General features: G+C 38.3%; 21 protein-coding genes. 1 reads left to right on the top strand and 20 read right to left on the bottom strand.

Features of this window, described 5'->3' with window-relative positions; translation table 11 throughout:
- Positions 1–795: 795 nt before the first annotated feature.
- The 14 genes from JOC73_RS08345 to JOC73_RS08280 form a co-directional block, all read right to left on the bottom strand.
- Complete coding sequence (locus JOC73_RS08345) at positions 796–1,365, bottom strand: GerMN domain-containing protein (RefSeq protein WP_204402005.1); 570 nt, start codon at positions 1,363–1,365, stop codon at positions 796–798.
- A 257-nt stretch (positions 1,366–1,622) separates the two neighbouring features.
- Complete coding sequence (locus tag JOC73_RS08340; RefSeq protein WP_204402003.1) at positions 1,623–3,356, bottom strand: phospho-sugar mutase; 1,734 nt, start codon at positions 3,354–3,356, stop codon at positions 1,623–1,625.
- Between the two features lie 67 nt (positions 3,357–3,423).
- Positions 3,424–4,512 carry an HD-GYP domain-containing protein gene (locus JOC73_RS08335; protein ID WP_204402001.1) on the bottom strand — a complete coding sequence of 363 codons (1,089 nt, stop codon included), beginning with the start codon at positions 4,510–4,512 and terminating at the stop codon, positions 3,424–3,426.
- Positions 4,513–4,701: 189 nt separating this feature from the next.
- A complete protein-coding gene (gene fabZ / locus JOC73_RS08330; RefSeq protein ID WP_204401999.1) occupies positions 4,702–5,136 on the bottom strand; it encodes a 3-hydroxyacyl-ACP dehydratase FabZ in 435 nt (144 codons plus the stop codon).
- A 188-nt stretch (positions 5,137–5,324) separates the two neighbouring features.
- On the bottom strand, positions 5,325–5,654 hold the full coding sequence (locus JOC73_RS08325; RefSeq protein ID WP_204401997.1) for a rod-binding protein: 330 nt from the start codon (positions 5,652–5,654) through the stop codon (positions 5,325–5,327).
- 24 nt (positions 5,655–5,678) lie between these two features.
- Positions 5,679–6,473: a flagellar basal-body rod protein FlgG gene (flgG, locus tag JOC73_RS08320; RefSeq protein WP_204401995.1), complete on the bottom strand. Its 795-nt coding sequence runs from the start codon at positions 6,471–6,473 to the stop codon at positions 5,679–5,681.
- 13 nt (positions 6,474–6,486) lie between these two features.
- Positions 6,487–7,569 (bottom strand): flagellar hook-basal body protein, encoded by a 1,083-nt coding sequence (locus JOC73_RS08315; protein ID WP_204401993.1) that lies wholly within the window; start codon positions 7,567–7,569, stop codon positions 6,487–6,489.
- Between the two features lie 143 nt (positions 7,570–7,712).
- On the bottom strand, positions 7,713–8,738 hold the full coding sequence (gene mreB / locus JOC73_RS08310; RefSeq protein WP_204401991.1) for a rod shape-determining protein: 1,026 nt from the start codon (positions 8,736–8,738) through the stop codon (positions 7,713–7,715).
- Positions 8,739–9,013: 275 nt separating this feature from the next.
- Positions 9,014–9,265: a sporulation transcriptional regulator SpoIIID gene (spoIIID, locus tag JOC73_RS08305; RefSeq protein ID WP_204401989.1), complete on the bottom strand. Its 252-nt coding sequence runs from the start codon at positions 9,263–9,265 to the stop codon at positions 9,014–9,016.
- A 110-nt stretch (positions 9,266–9,375) separates the two neighbouring features.
- Positions 9,376–10,185, bottom strand: a complete 810-nt coding sequence (locus JOC73_RS08300; protein WP_204401987.1) for a M23 family metallopeptidase — start codon at positions 10,183–10,185, stop codon at positions 9,376–9,378.
- A 69-nt stretch (positions 10,186–10,254) separates the two neighbouring features.
- A complete protein-coding gene (spoIID, locus tag JOC73_RS08295; protein WP_204401985.1) occupies positions 10,255–11,259 on the bottom strand; it encodes a stage II sporulation protein D in 1,005 nt (334 codons plus the stop codon).
- 156 nt (positions 11,260–11,415) lie between these two features.
- The gene (gene murA / locus JOC73_RS08290) at positions 11,416–12,690 is read right to left on the bottom strand and encodes a UDP-N-acetylglucosamine 1-carboxyvinyltransferase (RefSeq protein ID WP_204402020.1); all 1,275 of its coding nucleotides are present in this window, start codon (positions 12,688–12,690) and stop codon (positions 11,416–11,418) included.
- Between the two features lie 84 nt (positions 12,691–12,774).
- Positions 12,775–13,608, bottom strand: coding sequence for a YwmB family TATA-box binding protein (locus tag JOC73_RS08285; protein ID WP_204401983.1), 834 nt, complete (start codon positions 13,606–13,608; stop codon positions 12,775–12,777).
- Between the two features lie 233 nt (positions 13,609–13,841).
- Positions 13,842–14,393, bottom strand: coding sequence for a YueI family protein (locus JOC73_RS08280; protein WP_204401980.1), 552 nt, complete (start codon positions 14,391–14,393; stop codon positions 13,842–13,844).
- A 205-nt stretch (positions 14,394–14,598) separates the two neighbouring features.
- Here JOC73_RS08280 and JOC73_RS08275 point away from each other — a divergent pair, with 205 nt between their 5' ends.
- Positions 14,599–15,018 carry a NusG domain II-containing protein gene (locus JOC73_RS08275; RefSeq protein ID WP_243427898.1) on the top strand — a complete coding sequence of 140 codons (420 nt, stop codon included), beginning with the start codon at positions 14,599–14,601 and terminating at the stop codon, positions 15,016–15,018.
- 140 nt (positions 15,019–15,158) lie between these two features.
- On the opposite strand, the gene JOC73_RS08270 is transcribed toward JOC73_RS08275, so the two are convergent.
- The 6 genes from JOC73_RS08270 to atpF all read right to left on the bottom strand — a co-directional run bounded on the left by JOC73_RS08270 (position 15,159) and on the right by atpF (position 20,583).
- Positions 15,159–15,563: a F0F1 ATP synthase subunit epsilon gene (locus tag JOC73_RS08270; protein ID WP_204401978.1), complete on the bottom strand. Its 405-nt coding sequence runs from the start codon at positions 15,561–15,563 to the stop codon at positions 15,159–15,161.
- 8 nt (positions 15,564–15,571) lie between these two features.
- On the bottom strand, positions 15,572–16,966 hold the full coding sequence (atpD, locus tag JOC73_RS08265; protein WP_204401976.1) for a F0F1 ATP synthase subunit beta: 1,395 nt from the start codon (positions 16,964–16,966) through the stop codon (positions 15,572–15,574).
- Positions 16,967–17,119: 153 nt separating this feature from the next.
- Positions 17,120–17,986 carry an ATP synthase F1 subunit gamma gene (atpG, locus tag JOC73_RS08260; protein WP_334297447.1) on the bottom strand — a complete coding sequence of 289 codons (867 nt, stop codon included), beginning with the start codon at positions 17,984–17,986 and terminating at the stop codon, positions 17,120–17,122.
- Positions 17,987–18,017: 31 nt separating this feature from the next.
- On the bottom strand, positions 18,018–19,532 hold the full coding sequence (gene atpA, locus JOC73_RS08255) for a F0F1 ATP synthase subunit alpha (protein ID WP_204401972.1): 1,515 nt from the start codon (positions 19,530–19,532) through the stop codon (positions 18,018–18,020).
- A 17-nt stretch (positions 19,533–19,549) separates the two neighbouring features.
- Complete coding sequence (locus tag JOC73_RS08250) at positions 19,550–20,092, bottom strand: F0F1 ATP synthase subunit delta (RefSeq protein WP_204401970.1); 543 nt, start codon at positions 20,090–20,092, stop codon at positions 19,550–19,552.
- A complete protein-coding gene (gene atpF, locus JOC73_RS08245; RefSeq protein WP_204401968.1) occupies positions 20,080–20,583 on the bottom strand; it encodes a F0F1 ATP synthase subunit B in 504 nt (167 codons plus the stop codon). Before atpF ends, JOC73_RS08250 begins: the two co-directional genes overlap by 13 nt.
- Between the last annotated feature and the right edge of the window lie 5 nt (positions 20,584–20,588).

Genomic DNA, 20,588 nt, shown 5'->3' with positions numbered 1-20,588 from the left:
AAGTGACGCAGAAGATGAGGGCTTTTCAACTCAACTATAGCCTGTTCAAAAGCCTTTAGGTTCAAGGAACAAGATAGAACGGCGATCGTAGCGTACATAGAGATACGTAAGAGTGCTGTTCTATCGAAGTGACGCAGAAGATGAGGGCTTTTCAACAGGCTATAAAAAACTATAGGCCCTAATAATATTATTATTATTAGGACCTACAGAAGGAGGGGAGAAGAATAACCAAGTATATAATTAAAATTGCGGATCTTTTTTTTCATCTTTCGCTGTCAAATCTAGTAGGGCATATAAAGTTATTAAAAATAAAACAAAAACAATTTTCATATACATCACCACCAAATTTACCATATTTTATATATATAGTCTACCACAGATGTCTATAAAAAACTGCTTTGTAATCTAGTTTTAACATAACTGAAAGATATGTAATATAAAGTAAGTAATTCTTTCACTAGTTTAATTCTAACTTAATTCTCTCATTCATGAAAGTAAATGTATAGATGCCAAAAGTACTAAAAATATCCAATGTTTACAAGGCTTTTTTACTAGTTTAAACATATACTAATACGTAAGAAAGACCAGCGGTCGTGGCGTTTAATCAATACGCGAGAATGCTGGTCTTTCGCAGTGACGCAGAAGATGATGGCTTTTCAACCTAAGTATAGCCTGTTCAAAAGCCGTTAGATTCAAGGAACAAGAAAGACCAGCGGTCGTGGCGTATAAATAATACGCGAGAATGCTGGTCTTTCGCAGTGACGCAGAAGATGATGGCTTTTCAACAGGCTAAGTCTAGTATCCTATATCTTCTCTAGTAAGCGGCTCCATAATCTCATAATGGGACATTAGAGTTTCCCTTACGCTTCCATCAACATAAATTTGTACCTGTTCGATTCCTGGTAGTTCTGTTAAGGAAAGGATTAATTGAGTTAAGATCATTGTTTCATCCAAAGACCCTCCCCTCAGCTTTTCACCTGACAAATTTACGAAGGCTGTATTTTCTGCTGTTTCAACACTTAATACTTTAATGATTCCCATTGCTGTACTTAACTTTTCATCTTCAGGATTTTTCTGAAGTTCCTCTAACACTACTTCTTCTATTGACTTCTCTCCGATAACAACTTCTTTTTTCACTGGAATTGCCTTTTCCAACGATTCATTTCCAGTTGCGATATAGTCATTATTTATATAGTAGATTGTAATCTCTTCCTTTTCTCCCACTGGGTTTGGATCTACGACTACATTTTGGGGTGGGTCTTGAGTTACTGGCGTTTGCTCCTCAGGGGGTTCAGCTGTTTGTTTACAAGCTGCCATACTAAAAATTAAAAGAAAAATCAAACCTAATATCATTATTTTTTTCATACTTATTTCTCCTTTCTAGAGGGGTAGTGCTAATTTTGACACTACTTTTTTTATTGTAGTTTTACTATTTCTCTTCATTATATCATTTATTATCTCCCTTTAAATATTACGACTTTATTAAAATTTCCCTTAATAATGTTCAGTATGAAATACTCCATCCCTCAGTCCTAGTACCTTCCCCCCCAAAAAACAAAACACAGCAAAACGAATCTTATACAAAATTCGTAGGGTTGCTGTGTTCTTCAATGCCAAAAATTTTATCTAATATATTCAAGAATATAATCAATATTCTTCTGTAATTTGTCTATACATTCTTCTAGGGTTTCCTCTTGCACACCTCCATAGACCTTTAGTTTAGGCTCTGTACCAGAGGGCCTCAGACATAGCCATGTACCATCATCCAATATAAACTTGATGACATTAGAGGATGGTAGTTGAATCACTTCTTCTTTCTCCTCTTTGAATACATATCGCTTTTGATGCAGATAATCCTCCATTACCTCTACAGGTACTCCGTTGATTTCCTTTGGTGGATTTTCTCTAAATCTATTTAGAGTTGTCTGAATCTTTTCCATCCCTGCTTTACCCTCTAAGGTAATGGATTTTAGATCTTCTAGAAAGTATCCGTATTCCTCATAAAGGGCTAAAAGACCCTCATATAGATTCATTCCCCTTGAGTGATAATAGGCGGCCATTTCGCAGATCAGCATTGATGCTACAACTGCATCTTTATCTCTGGCATGGGTCCCTGCTAAATAACCATAGCTTTCCTCATATCCGAATAGGTAGGTATAGGAATCTTCTGCAATAAATTCCTTGATTCTTTCCCCTATATATTTGAAACCTGTCAGGGTATTAAATACCTCCACCCCAAAGGATTTTGCAATCACTGCCCCCATTTCACTGGTGACTACGGTTTTAACTACTGCACCATTCTTGGGTAATCGACCTTGTTCCTTTAGCGTACTTAATATGTAGTGAACTAAAAGGGCTCCTATTTGATTTCCAGTAAGAACAACATATTCACCCTCTTTGTTCTCAACCACAGCTCCTACACGGTCACAATCGGGGTCAGTTCCTATGATCAACTGGGCATTTTCCTTCTTAGCCATTTCCATTGCTAAAGTAAAGGCTTTTCTTTCTTCTGGATTTGGATAAGTAACCGTAGAGAAATTAGGGTCTGGCGGCTCCTGTTCTGGAACCACTAACACCTGCTGAAATCCAATTTCCTTTAATACTCTTCTAACGGGGATATTCCCTGTACCATGTAGGGGTGTATACACAATTTTAAAATCTTTTCCTACTTGTTGAGGGATATCCCATCTTAAGGACTGGCATTTCACTGCTTGCATAAATTCATCATCTAATTCCCCACCAATTATATTAAATAATCCCATCTTAATCGCCGTTTCCTTGTCTATCACTTCTATCTGATGAAAATCATAAATTTCATTAATTTCCCTTGTAATACCATGGGCTAATTCTGTAGCAACTTGCCCTCCATCCTCCCAATATACCTTGTACCCATTGTATTGGGGGGGATTATGACTGGCGGTGACGACAATACCAGCAATTGCCTTTAGTTGTCTTACTGCAAAGGAAAGGACTGGAGTTGCCCTTAAGCTTTCAAAAACAAAAGCTTTTATCCCATTAGCAGCTAAAACCTTCGCAGCTTCTTCAGTAAACTCCTTTGACATATGCCGAGAATCGTAGGCAATGACAACCCCTCTTTTCTTGGCCGCTTCGCCATATTTACTTATAAAGTTAGCCAAGCCTTGAGTCGCCTTTCTAACTGTGTAAATGTTCATGCGGTTAGTTCCCGCTCCAATTACACCTCTAATCCCACCTGTACCGAACTCTAAGTCTTTATAAAAACGATCTTCTATCTCTTTTTCATTCCCTTGCAGATTTTTTAGTTCCTTTTTTGTATTAGAGTCAAAATAATCATCCGTTGACCAAAGCTCATAGTTTTTTATTGTCCTCAAATCCATTCTATATTCCCTCCCGTTACCTAATCTCATCTATACTTATAGAATCTCCCCCTAGTGCCTTAAGTAATTATACGCTAAATATAATGGATTCGATTACTAGATTTCTCTCTTTGTAAAGGTCACATAGCCATGGGGTTACCTTAACACCCTTTTCCTGAAGAATTTTCACAATGGGTCTTTGGAAGTTTTCATTGTTGATAACCTCCACTACCCCCACCATTCCACCATTTATTCTCACCAGCGTCCCAAGGGGATAGGGATTTACTTTCTTGGCAAAAATCCTTGTTAAGTCTATGCTAAAGTATTGCCCCCCTCCACCTAAAATATACTCAATAGCTTCCTTAGCTGGCAATGCCCTACGATAATACCGGTCAGAAGTTAAGGCATCGTATACGTCTGTAATGGAGGTAATTTTTGAGTATATATGAATATCTTTTTCCTTTAATCCATTGGGGTATCCTCTACCATCTACCCGTTCATGATGCTGCAAACTAACGCTCCTTGCTGGTGCAGAGAACTCCGAATAATTCTTCAACCATTCAAATCCTTTGGTGGTATGTTGTTGTATTGCTATATATTCATCATTAGTTAACCCCGATGGCTTTAAAAGGATTTCCTTTGGTATAAATAGTTTTCCTACATCATGCATAAGGGACCCAATAGCCAAATCATATAATTGCTGCTTATTCATGTTGGCACCGATACCTACCATAACAGAAAGTAGCATAACGTTTACACAGTGTCCATAGGTGTAATCGTCCACCTTCTTAATATCCACCATGTTCATAACAATATCTTTTTGAAGGAACAAATCGTCAATGATGGCTTTTACTACTGATTTTACCTCTTCTTCTTTGTTTTGAAGATTCTTCATATCATTAGTACTCATTTTTCTAGTATCAATAGAACCCTCCAAGAAGGCTTGAAGGGACTTAGTAGCCTTCTGTCTCACCTCTGCCTCGATTACATCTTCGATTTCATGCTGGGAGTGTTCATCCTTAATATATAGCGCTAAGAAGCCCATTCTTTGTATCTTTTGAATTAAGGACTCATTAAGCTGAGCGCCTGCCTTCAATAAAATATGGCCATTATCATTGATTAATGGCTTTGCTAAAAAACTTTCTGCCTTAACATGTTGAATAGGAACATATCTCATTTCTTTAACTCATCTCCTAACAAATCCCAACGATTCCAAAGATAAATAATATTCTCTTATATATCATTTGGTTAAATTGATTAATTCCTTTAATTTTTCTGGAAATTATCCACAGAAAAACCACCTTGATGACCTAAAGAGCCTCCCCTCTAGTGTACATACTTGGTAGTTTTTAAGAAAAAACAGGTTTTATTTTGGGTCAATTAAAGCAAAGGTTAAATCGGCACTACAAGCTAGCTCATCCCCAACTAGAGCCTTAGCCGATGCTTTGCCGATTCCTCGTCTTAAAGCAGTCATTTCAATTTCTAATCTTAAGACATCCCCTGGAACCACTTGCTTTCTAAACTTACAGTTGTCAATTCCAGTGAATACCCCTAATTTCCCCTTATTTTCTTCTAAATTCATACAAGTCACAGCCGCCACTTGAGCTAATGCCTCTGTAATCAGGACCCCTGGCATTATTGGATTCCCAGGGAAATGTCCTTGAAAAAAGGGTTCATTAATGGTAACATTTTTAATTCCTACGGCCTTTTTTCCTGGTTCCATCTCAACGATTTTATCCACCAATAAAAAAGGATATCTATGGGGAATGATTTTTTGAATCTCTACATTATTTAACTCCATTTTACACAACACTCCTTTATGTATCTCTTAATATACTTATTATCGACTAATCTTGTAAAATTCAATCTCTACTATTGAAATAAGCCAGGATTACTCCTGGCTTAGTCTGTTCATACCTTTAACTTGTTCCACGGCCGTAAGATTTTTGAACAGCTACTGTTTGTTGCCTCCACAACTCCAATCAAGATTTACTCTTGTTGGGATGGTTTAACATTTGTTACATTGTATGTTCTAGATAATTGGCGATACATTTCCTTTGCCAGTCCAATTCCCTGTCCCTTTGACATTGACTCCGAAAGCTTTTCGTCATACATGGATTCAAAGATCTCACGGCCTTGGCTTTTCTCCGTTAGTCCATCATCAGGTACCGTTGACCGCATCTCCTTTAGCATCATATTAATGAAAACTGCCTCAAACTGACGACATGCCTCCATTAATTTCTTTTGGTCATCGGTTTGTGGGGAATTGATTTTCCCCACTGTTGGATTAGCAATATTATTCATTTCATTAATTTTCATTGCTCCACCTACTTTTTAAGCAAACTATCGCTTAAGATTATTGGCGATTCCCAGCATCTCATCACCAGTCTGGATTGCCTTCGAGCTGATTTCATATGCTCTCTGGGCAGTAATCATTCGAACCATTTCGTCAACCACCTGTACATTGGAGGTTTCAAGATATCCTTGAAGAATATTACTTGTTTTTCCTTCCTCCTCCATACGAATTTCTTCACCAGAAGCTACTGTTGACTTATATAGATTTCTCCCTATGGATTCTAGTCCTTCTGGATTCATAAACTTAACTAGCTTGATGGAGGCAATCTCAACTATTTCGCCACCTTCATTTTCAGCAGTAATTAGCCCCTTATCTGATATGGTGATATTATCAAGGCCTTCCTCCAAAACAATGACATCATCAAACTCTGATAATACCGCATATCCATCAGAGGTTACTAGTTTTCTTTCTGTGTCTTCTACACTGATTTTAAAATTACCGTCCCTTGTATAGGTAAATTCTCCATTGGAGCCTTCGATGGCAAAAAATCCTTCCCCATCGATTGCTAAATCATAGGGGCTTTCTGTCTTTTCTAAGCTGCCTGTGATAAAAGAGCGACTTGTACCAGAGGGCATCACTCCATGCCCCACCTGTAGGTTCACAGGTCTACCAGTTCCATCATTTATATTACTTTTGCTAAGGGTAGCATACAGCAAGTCTTTGAATTCTACCCTTTGTTTTTTATAAGCAGTTGTATTAACGTTAGCAAGGTTATTTGAAATTGTATCCATATTTAATTGCTGTGCCTTCATTCCTGAAGCAGCAGTCCATAATGCCCTCATTAGTTAGCCTCCTCTACAGCTTTCCTATTTCATTCACCGCCCTATGGAGCAGTTCATCATAAGCCTTCACTACCTTTTGATTAGATTCATATGTTCTGTAGGCACTAATCATTTGTACCATTTCTTTAATAGTGTTAACATTGGAGGATTCTAGGTATCCTTGAAGTAGGCCTCCAGTAAATGATTGGGTTTCTGCCGTCGCCCCGTCAACAACTTTGTAGTATCCTTCTCCATGTTTCCTTAGGTCACTTACATTTCGAATATCTACTACATCAATTTTATCTACAGGTTGATTATTAATAATTAATTCACCCTTTTCAGATACTTGAAAATCGTTGCCCTCCACCAGTATAGAAGCTCCCTCATCATTTAGCAGAAAATATCCTTCACTGGTGACAATCTCTCCATTGCTATTAAGGGTAAAGTTCCCATTTCGAGTATAATAAGTATTACCATTTCCATCTGCTATTTTAAAAAATCCATTTCCTTGAATCGCCATATCTAAGTTATTACCAGTTGCTTCGATTGTCCCTTGACTAAAATTCGCCTCAATCTTAAGGATACCAATACCACCATTAATTGTACCTATTGTATTAGGCCCACCTCTGGTAATCATATTACCTACTATTTGACCATTTGCAACCACGTTTCCCGTTGGCATAATCTCGAAATCCCCACTGCCTACGAATATTGGTTGTTTATTTGAGTTTAAAATGTAATTTCCTTGACTAGCATCCACTCTTCCCTCTACATCTCTACTATAGGTTCTTAAATAGCCATCCTTATCTACAGCAAAGCTGGTCTCACGATTGTAGCTAATCCCATCTGGGGTCTTTGCCATGAAAAATCCCCCTTGAGTAGATAGATGATAGGAGCCATTTTTCACCTCTACCTCCACCCTTGTTGATTTATTGAAGGCCTCTGTAGGTAGTTCTCCATTAATTTTGTGTAATAATACCTCTGAAAATGTCTCAGAAACCACTACATCCTTTTTAAAACCAGTGGTATTAACATTTGCCATGTTATTAGCCATTACATCAATCTTTTTTTCGGTTGTCTGCATTGCTGATACAGCTGTGTAGAGTCCTCTTAACATTATACCACCTCATCATTTAATCTCTGTATGTGTTATCGACATAATGGTGTCTAGACTTTAGTCAAAAGTAGGGTTTTCCATTTATTGAATCAAAATAGGTCTTATGTCCTAGTAGAATAAATTTAGAGTATTCTACGATGCTATTATAAGTATTTTGATCTTGTATTTTGACTTCCCTGTTCTAAAATATGTAGAGAGTCTAAAGCCTTCCCAGTTCCCTTTGCTACACATGATACGGTATCTTCTGCAATATAAACTGGTATCCCAGTTCTATTGGAAATTAATTTATCTAGTCCCCATAAGAGGGCTCCACCACCCGTCATGATGATGCCTTGGTCTGCAATATCAGCTGCCAACTCTGGTGGAGTTCTTTCAAGTACACTATGTACTGCCTCTGCAATAGCCATTACCGCCTCCTCTAGAGCATCCTGCATTTCCTTGCTACTCACTTGGATATTGACAGGCAAACCAGAAATAAGGTTTCGTCCCCTTACCTCCATGCTGATTTCATCTTTTCTAGGGGAAGCAGTGCCAATATTTATCTTTAGATCTTCAGCAGTTCTTTCACCGATCATTATATTGTGCTTTTTCCTCATATACCGGATAATCGCTTCATCGAACTTATCCCCAGCCACCTTTATTGATGTACTGACAACAATACCTCCTAGGGAAATAACCGCTATATCACAGGTTCCACCACCTATATCCACCACCATATGTCCATTAGGTTGAGAAATATCGAGTCCTGCTCCTATTGCTGCAGCAATGGGTTCTTCAATAATATGGGTCGTTCTGGCACCGGCCTCATTAGTGGCATCAATTACCGCTCTTTTTTCTACCTCTGTTACACCACTAGGAACACACACAATGATTCTAGGCTTGAAAAATAGCTTTTTACCTACAGTCTTATTGATGAAGTATTTAATCATTCTTTCCGTCATCTCATAATTGGAGATAACGCCATCCCTTAGAGGTCTAATCGCTACAATGTTACCAGGAGTTCTGCCTAGCATTCTTCTAGCTTCCTCTCCTACTGCTAATATTCGATTGGTATTATTATCGATTGCCACTACAGAAGGTTCCTGTAGTACAATTCCCTTTCCCTTTACAAATACCAATACACTGGCGGTGCCAAGATCAATTCCGATATCCGATCCAATTCCAAACATTGATTTCCCTCGCTTTCAATAATAATCTATTGTAATTTCCAATTCCCCTTAAATCTCAGAATTGCAAATTTTTAACTTGTTCATAAATAGGTAAACTTCAACTATTATGACTTCTATAAATTTATGTAAATTCCTTTTTTTTGGGGACTTATTTTTATGTAACTTTTCTGCATATCCACGAGTCTTATTCATCACTTCAAAAAGAAGCAAAGACCCTCAATATCCATTGAAGGCCTTTTTATTGGGGCGTTTATTTTTTAGATCTTTTTCTCAACCTATGAACCAGTCTTGTACTTCATTTTTGTCGCTCTTCCACCCCTAATGTGTCTTTCTGCCTTGTTGATGTCAAGGATGTTTTTGACCTGGTCGGCGATCAGAGGGTTTATCTTAGGAAGTCTTTCTGTGACATCCTTATGTACTGTGCTCTTACTAACACCAAATAGCTTGGCTGTTTGTCTTACCGTTGCTCCTTCGTTGATGATAAAGTTGGCAATTTCCATCACCCTTTTTTCTATATAATCCTTCAAAACTTTAACCCCCCTCTATTAAAGTGTCTTATTTCATCTTATGAGGGGTGTAGGAATTTTAGAATTAAGAATTAGGGAAAATAGTTAAAATATCAACAATTATTTAAAAACTAATTATTTTCAGGTAAATATGTCATCGGATTAACAACTTTTCCATCCTTAATCACCTGGAAATGTAATAAAGGGCCTTCCTCAGCCTTTACTGATGCGGTTGTTCCAACGCCACTGATAATCTGTCCTTTAGTTACCATATCTCCCACCTGTACCATGGCATCGGTGGATAAATTGCTATATCTTGTTAAGACTTCATTTTCATGTTCTAGGGTGATGGTGATTCCCATCACTGTATCATTAATTACTTCTAGAACTTCACCCTCCATTACCGCTCGAACTGGGGTTCCTTCTTCTGCATGGATATCAATCCCCCTATGGGTACTCCATTGATCCAAGGTTTTATGATACACCAAATGGTCGTCCGCATACTCCAGTCCTAGTTCTCCCATTACTGGCATCATCATCACCTGCAAAGCTTTTGCTTCCGCAGCTGTTTCTGTTTCGTCTACTTCCTTTACTTCATTAGTCTTTTCAGACTTTATCGTTTCTTCTTCTTTTTTAGTAGCAGGTTTTTCTTGTTTCTTCTCCTTCTTCGTTTGAGGAATCACTACAGTTTCACTAGCTTCCTCCAGATCTGTGGTTGGATCTTTCTCCACTAGGGTTACATCAGGAGCCTCTTCTCCCTGTTGAGATGGTTTTTCTCCTACGATTGGGTCTTGATTTTGGTTTGAAACCCATATGGCTGATACTGCAACAATGCAAACACAAAGAAAAAGAATGATATAAAACCCTTCCTTGTCCAAAAATTGATACAGAGATTTTTTGTTTTTCTTATCTTCGTTGTCGTGGTTATTATTATATGACATTATATCCACCTCCATTTGTAGTATCACCACTTTAAGGGGTTTCATACAGGAGAAGGTGGATATTTTAGGTTAATTTTGATAGCTTTTCATTTTACTTAAGGTAATACCTTGATAATAGTGTTTTAAGATTTCTTCGTAGGTATGGCCCCTTTCTGCCATACCATTGGCACCCCATTGACTCATTCCTACCCCATGGCCATATCCTCTGGTGGTAAAGGTGATATGGTCTCCTTTTATGTCATATGTAAAATTAGATGATCTCAACCCCAAAATTCGCCTAATATCGGAGCCCCTAAATTCTACTCCTCCAATTTCTATTCTTTTTACGCTTCCGCCTGCACTCCTGTCTAATATCTTTATTTGAGAGTCTATATCCTTTTCCTTCAGCTTTACTGTATCGTTTAGTACCTTCGTTCCTTTAATAAACTCTTTAATAGATACCTTTTTCGTATCAATCAAATAGGGGGCCCGTTCTTCATAGGGGCTGGATACACTTTTGAGATAGGGCATTGCAGTAGAAAATACATCCTCAGAGTTCTCTGTCCTACCACCACTGGTGGAATGATAAAGAGGCTCTACCGGCTGCATATTGTAGGTCATGATAATCCCTCTAGTTTCCTCCACTGCCTCCTGAATCTTAGGCCAATAGCTATACATCCATAGTCGATTGTGTTTTTCCCGCAGTTCCTCCTTTGATAACCAAGCTTGGCAATGATTGTGGTCGGTGCAAAGGTCTGCCTCAGGATGATCTGGGTTCGGTTGATCTTTAAATCTCATCATTTTCCATAGGGCATAGCTTCTGGCGGCCACTGCTTGTGCTTTCAAGGTTTCTACTTCAAAGGAAGCTGGTACTTCTGCCGCCACGACATTGGTAACATACTCTTCTAAGTTCAAATCCATCACTTCATTGGTCTTATGATTTAATACTTTAATTTTTAAATCCGACTCAATAGTTTGCTGTTGTATCGGCTTGTCTCTTAGTGGTATATCCAATTCAAAGGTAGTGACAATTAAGAGCGGTATTAATAGGGTTGAAATAATCAATAAAAGTATTGTAAAAAAAATACCCTTCATCAGCATGTCTCCTTATTATCAAATTATAATAAGGTATATGCTACTGGTATAATTCCTAGAACAAAAAAGACCAGCGGCCGTGGCGTATAAATAATACGCGAGGGTGCTGGTCTCTCGCAGTGACGAAGAAGATGATGGCTTTTCAACAGGCTAAATTTATTCTGATTCTTCTTCTACTACATCCTTCCTATATATCTTAGCACCCAAACCCCGTAGCTTATCTTCTATATTTACATAGCCTCGGTCTATATGCTCTATATTTCCTATAATAGTAGGCCCCTCTGAAACTAGGCCACCTAATATCAAAGCTGCTCCTGCTCTTAAATCAGTCGCCTTTACTGGACCACCCAGGAGATGTTCTCTACCTTTTACGATGGCAGATCTACCTTCGATTTTAATGTTTGCTCCCATTCTTTCCAGTTCTCTAACGTGCATAAATCTATTTTCAAAAACTGTCTCAATAAATACACTGGTTCCCTCTGCCACTGACATCATCACCATAAACTGCGCCTGCATATCAGTGGGGAATCCAGGGTAAGGAAGGGTTTTGATATCTACTGCTTTTGGTCTTTTTTTGGCAATTACCCGAATCCCATTTCCCTCTTCAATTACTTCAACATCACTTTCCTTTAACTTTGCAATAACAGGTTTTAAATGGTCTGCTACTACATTGTCTACTAGCACATTTCCTCCTGTCATAGCAGCCGCCACCATATAGGTTCCTGCTTCAATTCTATCAGGAATAACAGTGTGGACAGCCCCACCTAAGGATTCTACGCCATTTATTTTAATGGTGTCGGTTCCTGCCCCCATTATTCTCGCCCCCATCTTATTTAAGAAGTTGGCTAAATCTGTGATTTCAGGCTCCTCTGCAGCATTTTCTATAATTGTCTGTCCTTCTGCCAATGTCGCAGCCATCATAATATTTTCAGTGGCTCCTACACTTGGAAAATCTAAGTAAATCTTTGTGCCCACTAGGCGCTCTGCCTTTGCTTCTACATATCCGTGACCAAAATTAATTTCAGCCCCCATTGCCTTGAAGCCCTTTAAGTGTAAATCAATGGGCCTTGTTCCAATGGCACAACCGCCTGGCATGGAGATTCTAGCTTCCCCAAGTCTTGCTAACAGGGGGCCCATTACTAAAAAGGAAGCCCTCATTTTTCTTACTAGCTCATAGGGAGCTTCACAGCTTGTAAGATTAACGGCATTTACCTCTACTTTTTCTCCCTCTAGTCTATTAACCTTTGCCCCTAAGGAAGTTAAAACGTCGCATATTACATCTACATCATTTAGACCTGGAACTTCTTCTAAAATACATTGATCTGTCGATAGTAATGACGCGGCAAGTATTGGCAATACAGAATTTTTTGCACCACTTACCCTTACTGTTCCCATGAGGGGGCCGCTTTTTTCAACGATAATTTTCCCCACAACTTTTTCCTCTCTTTCTCTTTCCATCGTGTCATCAGTCCTTTAATATATATCTGTTTTTTAAATTATATGTATACGAATAAATTAATAAGTATTGGTAATTAGAGGTGTCGCAATCCACATATAGGTTTTATCTTCAAAAGCACTATATCGCGTGGCAATTTGAACATTGATTTTCTTATTGTCATATTTCATTACTTTTGAAATCTCTTTGGTGTATAAAGTGGTGCTGGTATAGTCATCATCCATTACCTCTTCAATTTTTTTACCCTTAACACTTTTAATCACTGACTCAACCCACGCTTTTGTACCTTTTTCAGTGAATCTCCCTGCTGTAGTGCCTACTAAGGTAGTGGTGGTTTCGATACGGTCTCCATATTTAGTAAGTAGTTCCTGTTGTTGTCTAATGTTATCTCCTATATCTTTATATCCTTTATTTTTTACTATGTCAACAATAATATGCGATTCTTTTTTATTATCTACCTCAGCAGAGTATAATTTCAGTACTGCCATTTCACCACTTGGATCTATCGAGCTAACAGTTATTTGATTAGTTGCTTCATCTCGATATCTATTAATATAGATTACTTTCTCTTCAATAGCCTCTCCCACCATAAAGTAAGGATCATAGTGCTCTTTATTTTCGGTTAATTTTCTTTCTCCTTCTAATCCTAGGCCTCTTATTAAATTTTCTTTTATATTTTCCATTTCCTCTAATGTAAGTATTTTATTAGGCAGTTGTAGGGTAGAATTAACATTTATCTCCATTAAATCTGTTTCACTTGTTTCAAAAGCTTTTATTAGTGCATTTGCCTCTTGGTGTATTGGGTCTTCTTCTATCCTTGAGTTCCCTTCAGAAACATTTACTAAACTAAATAATAAAATAATAATCATTCCGTAAAAAGATAGCTTTTTCATGTTGATCCTCCTATTAATTGTAATTGTTCGGTGAATATAGCCTCTTGATCATATTAAGCAATTAAAGAGAAGAGAACTAAGATTGTATTTGGATGTTAAAGGGGGACAAAAAACATCTTGCTTCACAACTCATTCTCTTCTCTTGTATTATGATTATAGACAGAATACATTTCCTTATACACTTCAACCCCAAAAACAGAAAAAAATTGCTGTGTTCAACAGCAATTTTTTCTCTACATTAAGGGTCCACCATCTTCAATTTTCTGGCATACAGCGCATTTAATCCCCATCATCCTATCCCCAAAGGAAATTTGATTGTAGCCTTCTATGTACTCAGGTGCAGTCTCTTCTAATTCTTTAAAGTGCTTAGAGCAAAGGGATTTGTGGTGAAGATGTCTAAACTTTTCTGGTAACATTTTTATTTCTGGAACAACATCATTTCGGTTGATGGCTCTACGATTAACCACCACTACCCCCATGGCTTCAATACAGTTGGTTGCCATGGTTTTGTATTCTTTATTCATACGTTTTGCCAGTTGCATATACTTTGTCATTATTTTCATCGGAATTCGATTATTAACAATCAGTATTTCTCCCATTGGGTCCTTTAGCGCATTCTCTACGTATCTGATGGCTTCATCCTCTAGGGCCTGTTGAAAGGTAATTCCCATCAATACCCTTTCTCGGAATTCGCCTAGCCACTTTCTCTTTTCATCCGCCTTCAGTTGTGGAGTCCCATGTAGGGCATAGTCTAACACCCTTTTCAAATCATCGTTTTCAGGCATCATCTTTCCTCCTGTCTTTTAGTCTCCATGAGGTATTTTTTCTCTAATGATAAATTACCCCTTTTTATAGGCTATTATTCTAATGCCGAATTGTCAAGCATACATAAATAGTTTATAATAGTTTTATCGATCTTATGGAAACTCCCATTACTTGATGAATCATCTTAAATGATTTTTTCAATTGCCTGTAGACTGGAGGATTACAATGAAATTTATGAAGTTAATGACAACTGCCGATAAAATTTTGATCCTTTTTATTATAGTTTTAAGTATTTCTTCTATCTTTGCCATTCCCCTATTGCTACCGGAGGGAACAGGTGATAAGGAAGTGGTGGTAAATTTAGATGGTAAAGCAATCCATCGTTTCCCCTTAGTTGATTCCCAAATCCCTGAAATAATTGATTTCGATTTTAAGTTTAATAATAAAAATTATACTGGTCGTCTCGAAATGAAGGATGGACAGGTCAGACTGCACCGACTTTCCGAAGAAATATCCCCGTTGTCCATTCATGCTGACATGGGATGGATCAGCGAGCCCCATCAGATGATCGTTTCTTTGCCTGTTAAAATGGTAATCACCATTGAATCTGCTGAAGAAGCACCATTTGATGCAATTTCATATTAAGCCACAATAGTTTAAATGCTACAGCTGCCAAATAGGATCTATTCGGTGGCTGTTTTAAAAAAAGAATGCTGATCCTTAAATGAATTAGCATTCTTTATTAATGTTAGCTTGTAAGCTAGGGATAAACCCTGCCTACTTCATTACCTTCTCTGGGCCAAGTTAAGACGATTCATTGCCTTCTTTAGGGCAATTTCTGCCCTAAGGGTATCAATGTCTTGAGTTCCCTTATTTAAACGCTCCTCTGCCCTTTCTTTGGCTTCCTTTGCTCGATTTACATCTATTTCATCTGGCCATTCTGCAGAGTCGGTGATAATCACTGTCTTTTCACGATCCACATGAACGAATCCTCCAGCTATAGCTGCTTCTCGAGTACTACCATCTTTGTTGATTTTTAGCTTTCCAATTGATAGAGGTGTTACCATAGGTATATGATTTTTCATGATACCCATATCCCCTTCAACGGTTCTAAGTACTACCATTTCTATCTCTTCATCTAAGAAAGTCCTAGTGGGTGTTATGATTTGGAGATGAAATTTAGAGGCCATCTCATCACCTACTTCCCTTTAGCTTTTTCAATTGCCTCTTCGATTGTTCCAACATATAGGAAAGCACCTTCTGGTAAATCATCATGCTTTCCTTCTAAGATTTCTTTAAATCCACGGATCGTCTCAGCAACAGGTACATACTTACCGGGCATTCCAGTAAACTGCTCTGCTACGTGGAAAGGCTGAGATAAGAATCTTTGGATTTTTCTAGCACGGGATACGATTAATTTATCTTCGTCGGATAATTCATCCATACCAAGGATAGCGATAATATCTTGAAGTTCTTTATATCTTTGAAGAACTTCTTGCACGCCCCTTGCAACGTTGTAGTGTTCTTCTCCAACTACTGTTGGGTCCAGGATTCTAGAAGAAGAATCCAGTGGATCCACCGCAGGATAGATTCCTAACTCTGCGATTTGTCTTGAAAGTACTGTGGTTGCATCAAGATGGGCGAAGGTAGTCGCTGGAGCTGGGTCAGTTAAGTCATCGGCAGGTACATATACCGCTTGAACTGACGTGATAGAACCCTTCTTAGTTGATGTGATTCTCTCTTGTAATGCTCCCATCTCTTGAGCTAGTGTTGGTTGGTATCCTACGGCACTAGGCATACGACCTAGTAATGCAGAAACCTCACTACCTGCTTGGGTGAAACGGAAGATATTATCAACGAACAATAATACGTCTTGACCTTCTTGATCTCTGAAGTATTCAGCCATTGTTAATCCTGTTAAACCAACCCTCATTCTTGCTCCTGGTGGCTCGTTCATCTGACCATATACTAAAGTTGTTTTATCGATAACGCCTGATTCAATCATCTCATGATATAAGTCGTTACCTTCTCTTGTACGCTCACCAACACCTGCGAACACTGATAAACCACCGTGCTCCTTTGCAATGTTGTTGATTAATTCCATGATCAGTACAGTTTTACCTACTCCTGCACCACCGAACAGACCGATTTTACCCCCCTTAGAATAAGGAGCGATTAAGTCTACAACCTTGATTCCTGTTTCAAGAATCTCAGTTGATGTCTCTTGTTCTTCAAAAGATGGCGCTTGTCTATGGATCGGTGACTTGAATTCAGAAACCACTGGTTCCTTCTCGTCTACCTCTTCCCCTAATACGTTAAAGATTCTTCCTAGAGTTGCCCTTCCTACAGGAATTGTAATAGGTGCACCAGTATCAACTGCATCCATTCCCCTTACTAATCCGTCTGTAGAACTCATGGCAACGCATCTTACGATTTCATCTCCGATATGTTGAGCAACTTCAACAACAACCTTCTTCTCTCCAGCCTGTACCTCGATGGCATTTAAAAGCGCTGGCAGATGATCTCTGTTAAATCGTATATCTAGAACTGGCCCGATAATCTGAACTACTTTACCGATGTTTCCTCCAGCCATGTCGTTACCTCCCTCCGAAGGATGTGTAATTAATAGCTAATAACTAATAATTAATAATTAATAATTAATAGTTAATAATTAAAACATCAATCCTTCATTATTCATTATTCATTCCTAATTCTTAATTGCTCTTCTTCATTATTCATTATTCTCTTACTTCAAGGCTTCTGCTCCACCAACAATCTCTGCGATTTCTTGGGTAATAGACGCCTGTCTTGCCCTGTTATATACTAACTTTAGGTTACCGATCATTTCTTCAGCATTGTCGGTAGCACTTTCCATCGCTACCCTTCTAGCTGCCTGTTCACTGGTGGCAGATTCCACTAAAGCCCCAAATACCATTCCATCAACATATTTAGGTACTAGGTAATCCAATACAGCTTCTGGGGATGGTTCGTAGGCGATCATTGTTTTACTTCCCTTTGAACCTTCTTCTGCTGAAATTTCTAGAGGAAGTATTCTTTTCACCGTTGGCTTTTGGTTAATGGTTGAAATAAACTGTGTATAAACTAAATTTACTTCATCCACTAATCCCTGCTTATATAACTCTAGAGCTAGTCTACTGATTTGCTGAGCAGTCGAAAAGGACGGCGTCTCAGATAGCTGAGTATACTCTCCGTCAAAGTCAAAATCCCGCTTCTTGAAGAAATCTCTTCCCCTTGCGCCTACAGCAATAATAGACTTGTTTTGCTTTTCAGCCATATGACTATTGGCAAGCTTGATTACATTTGAGTTGTAACCACCACAAAGACCACGGTCGGCTGTAATAACAATATATGCAGTTTTCTTTACATCTCTTTGGGTTAAAAACTCATGTTTTATCCCCTTTGTATTTGCAAAAATCCCACGGATGGTATCCTCCATAGCATTGAAATAGGGCTTAGTTTTTTCCAACTCTTCCTTGGCTTTTCTAAGCTTTGCTGAAGAAACCAATTCCATAGCTTTTGTAATCTGTTTTGTACTATTAACACTCTTTATACGTCTTTTAATATCCCGCATTCCAAGTCCCAAAAATCTCACCTCCCGGTTAAAGCGGCATCAAATTTAATGATTATAATTCATCTTTGAACTGCTTCTTGAAATCTTCAATTGCCTGCTTAAGTTTTTCTTCTGTTTCCTTCTCAAGCTTACCTGTCTCTACGATGGTCCCTCCAACCTCAGAACGTTGATTTCTCATGAACTCTAAGAATTCAGCTTCAAATCTACTGATGGCATCAACAGGGATGTCAGTTAAAAACTTGTTGGTTACAGCATAAATAATCATTACCTGTTCTTCAACAGGAACTGGACGGTATTGTGGCTGCTTTAAAATCTCCATGATTCTTTCCCCTTGGGCTAACTTCTCTTGAGTTTCCTTATCTAGGTCAGAACCGAACTGAGCAAAGGCAGCTAATTCTCTATATTGGGCTAACTCTAATCTAAGCTTACCAGAAACCTGCTTCATAGCTTTGATTTGAGCATTACCCCCAACACGGGATACCGAAATACCAGGGTTTACTGCTGGTCTAATACCAGAGTGGAATAATTCTGACTCTAGGAAAATTTGTCCATCAGTAATTGAGATTACGTTAGTTGGGATATAGGCTGAAACGTCCCCCGCTTGGGTTTCAATAAATGGCAGAGCTGTTAATGAACCGCCACCTTCAGCATCACTTAATTTTGCAGCTCGCTCCAACAATCTACTATGTAGGTAGAATACGTCTCCAGGGTATGCCTCACGACCTGGCGGACGTCTTAATAGCAATGACATTGCACGATAAGCAACTGCATGTTTTGATAAATCATCATAAATGATTAGGGCGTGCTTTCCATTTTCCATAAATTCTTCTCCCATAGCACAACCAGCATAAGGAGCAATGTATTGTAATGGAGCCAATTCACTGGCGGAAGCTGATACGATAATGGTATAGTCCATAGCACCTTGCTTCTCTAATGTATCATATATTTGAGCAACAGTAGATTTTTTCTGACCGATTGCTACATATATGCAAATAACATCTGTATTCTTTTGGTTGATGATGGTATCAATGGCGATGGCTGTTTTACCAGTTTGTCTATCACCGATTACAAGCTCTCTTTGACCTCTACCGATTGGAATCATAGAGTCAATGGCTTTGATCCCCGTCTGTAATGGTTCATGTACAGACTTTCTCTTAATAATTCCTGGCGCAACCTTCTCAATTTCACGATATTTACTTGTTTGAAGAGCACCTTTTCCATCAATTGGTTGACCTAGAGCATTTACTACTCTACCTAGTAAAGCATCACCTACGGGAACTTCCACGATTCTTTGAGTACGCTTTACGATGTCCCCTTCTTTGATATTGTCATCAGAACCTAAAAGTACACAACCTACGTTGTCTTCCTCAAGGTTTAATGCCATACCATATACATTACCAGGGAACTCCAATAATTCACCGGCCATACATTTTTCTAGCCCATGAATCCTTGCAATCCCGTCACCAACCTGAATCACAGTTCCAACATCTTTAACTTCTAATTTATTTTCATATCTTTTAATCTGCTCTTGAATAATTGAGCTTATCTCTTCGGGTCTGAGATTCACGTCAAATCACCCCTATCCTATACTATGATTTGTGATAATTGTTCCTTCATTTGCGCTAATCGGTTTTTGATTGTTCCGTCGATGACTTGATCTCCCATCTTAATTAGAACTCCACCAATTATACTGCCATCTATTTCGTTTTTGATTGTTACTGTTTTACCAGAGGTTAATGAAAGCTTTTTTTGTAATCGAGACAAATCATCCTTTGACATTGCTTCGGCTGTAATTGCAATCGCCTCAACCATGTTTTTAGCCTTCTCCACCATCCCTTTATACTCATGGATAATTTCTTGAATATGATTTTGTCTTCTTTTATCCACTAAAATGTATAGGAAGTTTGATACTTCTTGGCTAATCTTCCCTTGAAATACCTTAGTGAGAATGTCTTTTTTCTCTTGTGATTGGATGAGGGGAGATTTTAACAACTGGTCAAATTGTGGGTGCGCAGTTAAAGTGTCTAGTATTGCCAGCAGCTCTTCCTTAAAAATCTCTTGCTTTTGCAAAGGGATGGCTACTTCATACAAGGCACCTGCATACCTTTTAGCAACTAATTCTGCCATTTAGCTTCCCCTACCTCATCAATAAATTCTTTGATTAATGCTTCATGCTTATTCTGATCTAATTCCTTTTCAACAACCTTTGAAGCCGCCATAATCACTAGTCCAGAAATTTGCTCCTTTAATTCGTTTAGGGCCTTTTGCTTTTCTCTAGCGATATCATTGTTGGCCTTATCTATCAACTTCTTAGCCTCTAGCTCAGCCTTCTTGATGATTTCCTCACCCCGTTGGTCTGCACGCTTAGTGGCGTCCTTTATCATTTCACTTCTCTCTTCTTTAATCTCATCCAGCTTTCTTTGATATGCATTCTTTAATTCTTCAGCTTCTGCATTTTTGCCTTCTGCCATTTTGATAGAATCTTCGATGCCTTTACGTCTATTTTCCATGAACTCAGTTACAGGTTTGAAAAGAAAATGCTTAAGAATAACGAAAATTAAAATCGTGTTAAGAATTTGGAATATAAAACTCCAACTTATACCTACCAATGGTTCCACCTTGT

Origin of the sequence: Alkaliphilus hydrothermalis, assembly GCF_016908555.1 — a bacterium.
Taxonomy (GTDB): Bacteria; Bacillota; Clostridia; order Peptostreptococcales; family Natronincolaceae; genus Alkaliphilus; species Alkaliphilus hydrothermalis.
Note: the sequence above shows the minus strand (reverse complement) of the source record. Positions and strands in the feature narration are given on the sequence as shown.

Bases quoted from the DNA above. Each gene is read 5' to 3' on its own strand.
- JOC73_RS08345 (WP_204402005.1), bottom strand. From the start codon at position 1,365: ATGAAAAAAATAATGATATTAGGTTTGATTTTTCTTTTAATTTTTAGT.
- JOC73_RS08340 (WP_204402003.1), bottom strand. From the start codon at position 3,356: ATGGATTTGAGGACAATAAAAAACTATGAGCTTTGGTCAACGGATGAT.
- JOC73_RS08335 (WP_204402001.1), bottom strand. From the start codon at position 4,512: ATGAGATATGTTCCTATTCAACATGTTAAGGCAGAAAGTTTTTTAGCA.
- fabZ (WP_204401999.1), bottom strand. From the start codon at position 5,136: ATGGAGTTAAATAATGTAGAGATTCAAAAAATCATTCCCCATAGATAT.
- JOC73_RS08325 (WP_204401997.1), bottom strand. From the start codon at position 5,654: ATGAAAATTAATGAAATGAATAATATTGCTAATCCAACAGTGGGGAAA.
- flgG (WP_204401995.1), bottom strand. From the start codon at position 6,473: ATGAGGGCATTATGGACTGCTGCTTCAGGAATGAAGGCACAGCAATTA.
- JOC73_RS08315 (WP_204401993.1), bottom strand. From the start codon at position 7,569: ATGTTAAGAGGACTCTACACAGCTGTATCAGCAATGCAGACAACCGAA.
- mreB (WP_204401991.1), bottom strand. From the start codon at position 8,738: ATGTTTGGAATTGGATCGGATATCGGAATTGATCTTGGCACCGCCAGT.
- JOC73_RS08300 (WP_204401987.1), bottom strand. From the start codon at position 10,185: ATGTCATATAATAATAACCACGACAACGAAGATAAGAAAAACAAAAAA.
- spoIID (WP_204401985.1), bottom strand. From the start codon at position 11,259: ATGAAGGGTATTTTTTTTACAATACTTTTATTGATTATTTCAACCCTA.
- JOC73_RS08285 (WP_204401983.1), bottom strand. From the start codon at position 13,608: ATGAAAAAGCTATCTTTTTACGGAATGATTATTATTTTATTATTTAGT.
- JOC73_RS08280 (WP_204401980.1), bottom strand. From the start codon at position 14,393: ATGCCTGAAAACGATGATTTGAAAAGGGTGTTAGACTATGCCCTACAT.
- JOC73_RS08275 (WP_243427898.1), top strand. From the start codon at position 14,599: ATGAAATTTATGAAGTTAATGACAACTGCCGATAAAATTTTGATCCTT.
- JOC73_RS08270 (WP_204401978.1), bottom strand. From the start codon at position 15,563: ATGGCCTCTAAATTTCATCTCCAAATCATAACACCCACTAGGACTTTC.
- atpD (WP_204401976.1), bottom strand. From the start codon at position 16,966: ATGGCTGGAGGAAACATCGGTAAAGTAGTTCAGATTATCGGGCCAGTT.
- JOC73_RS08250 (WP_204401970.1), bottom strand. From the start codon at position 20,092: ATGGCAGAATTAGTTGCTAAAAGGTATGCAGGTGCCTTGTATGAAGTA.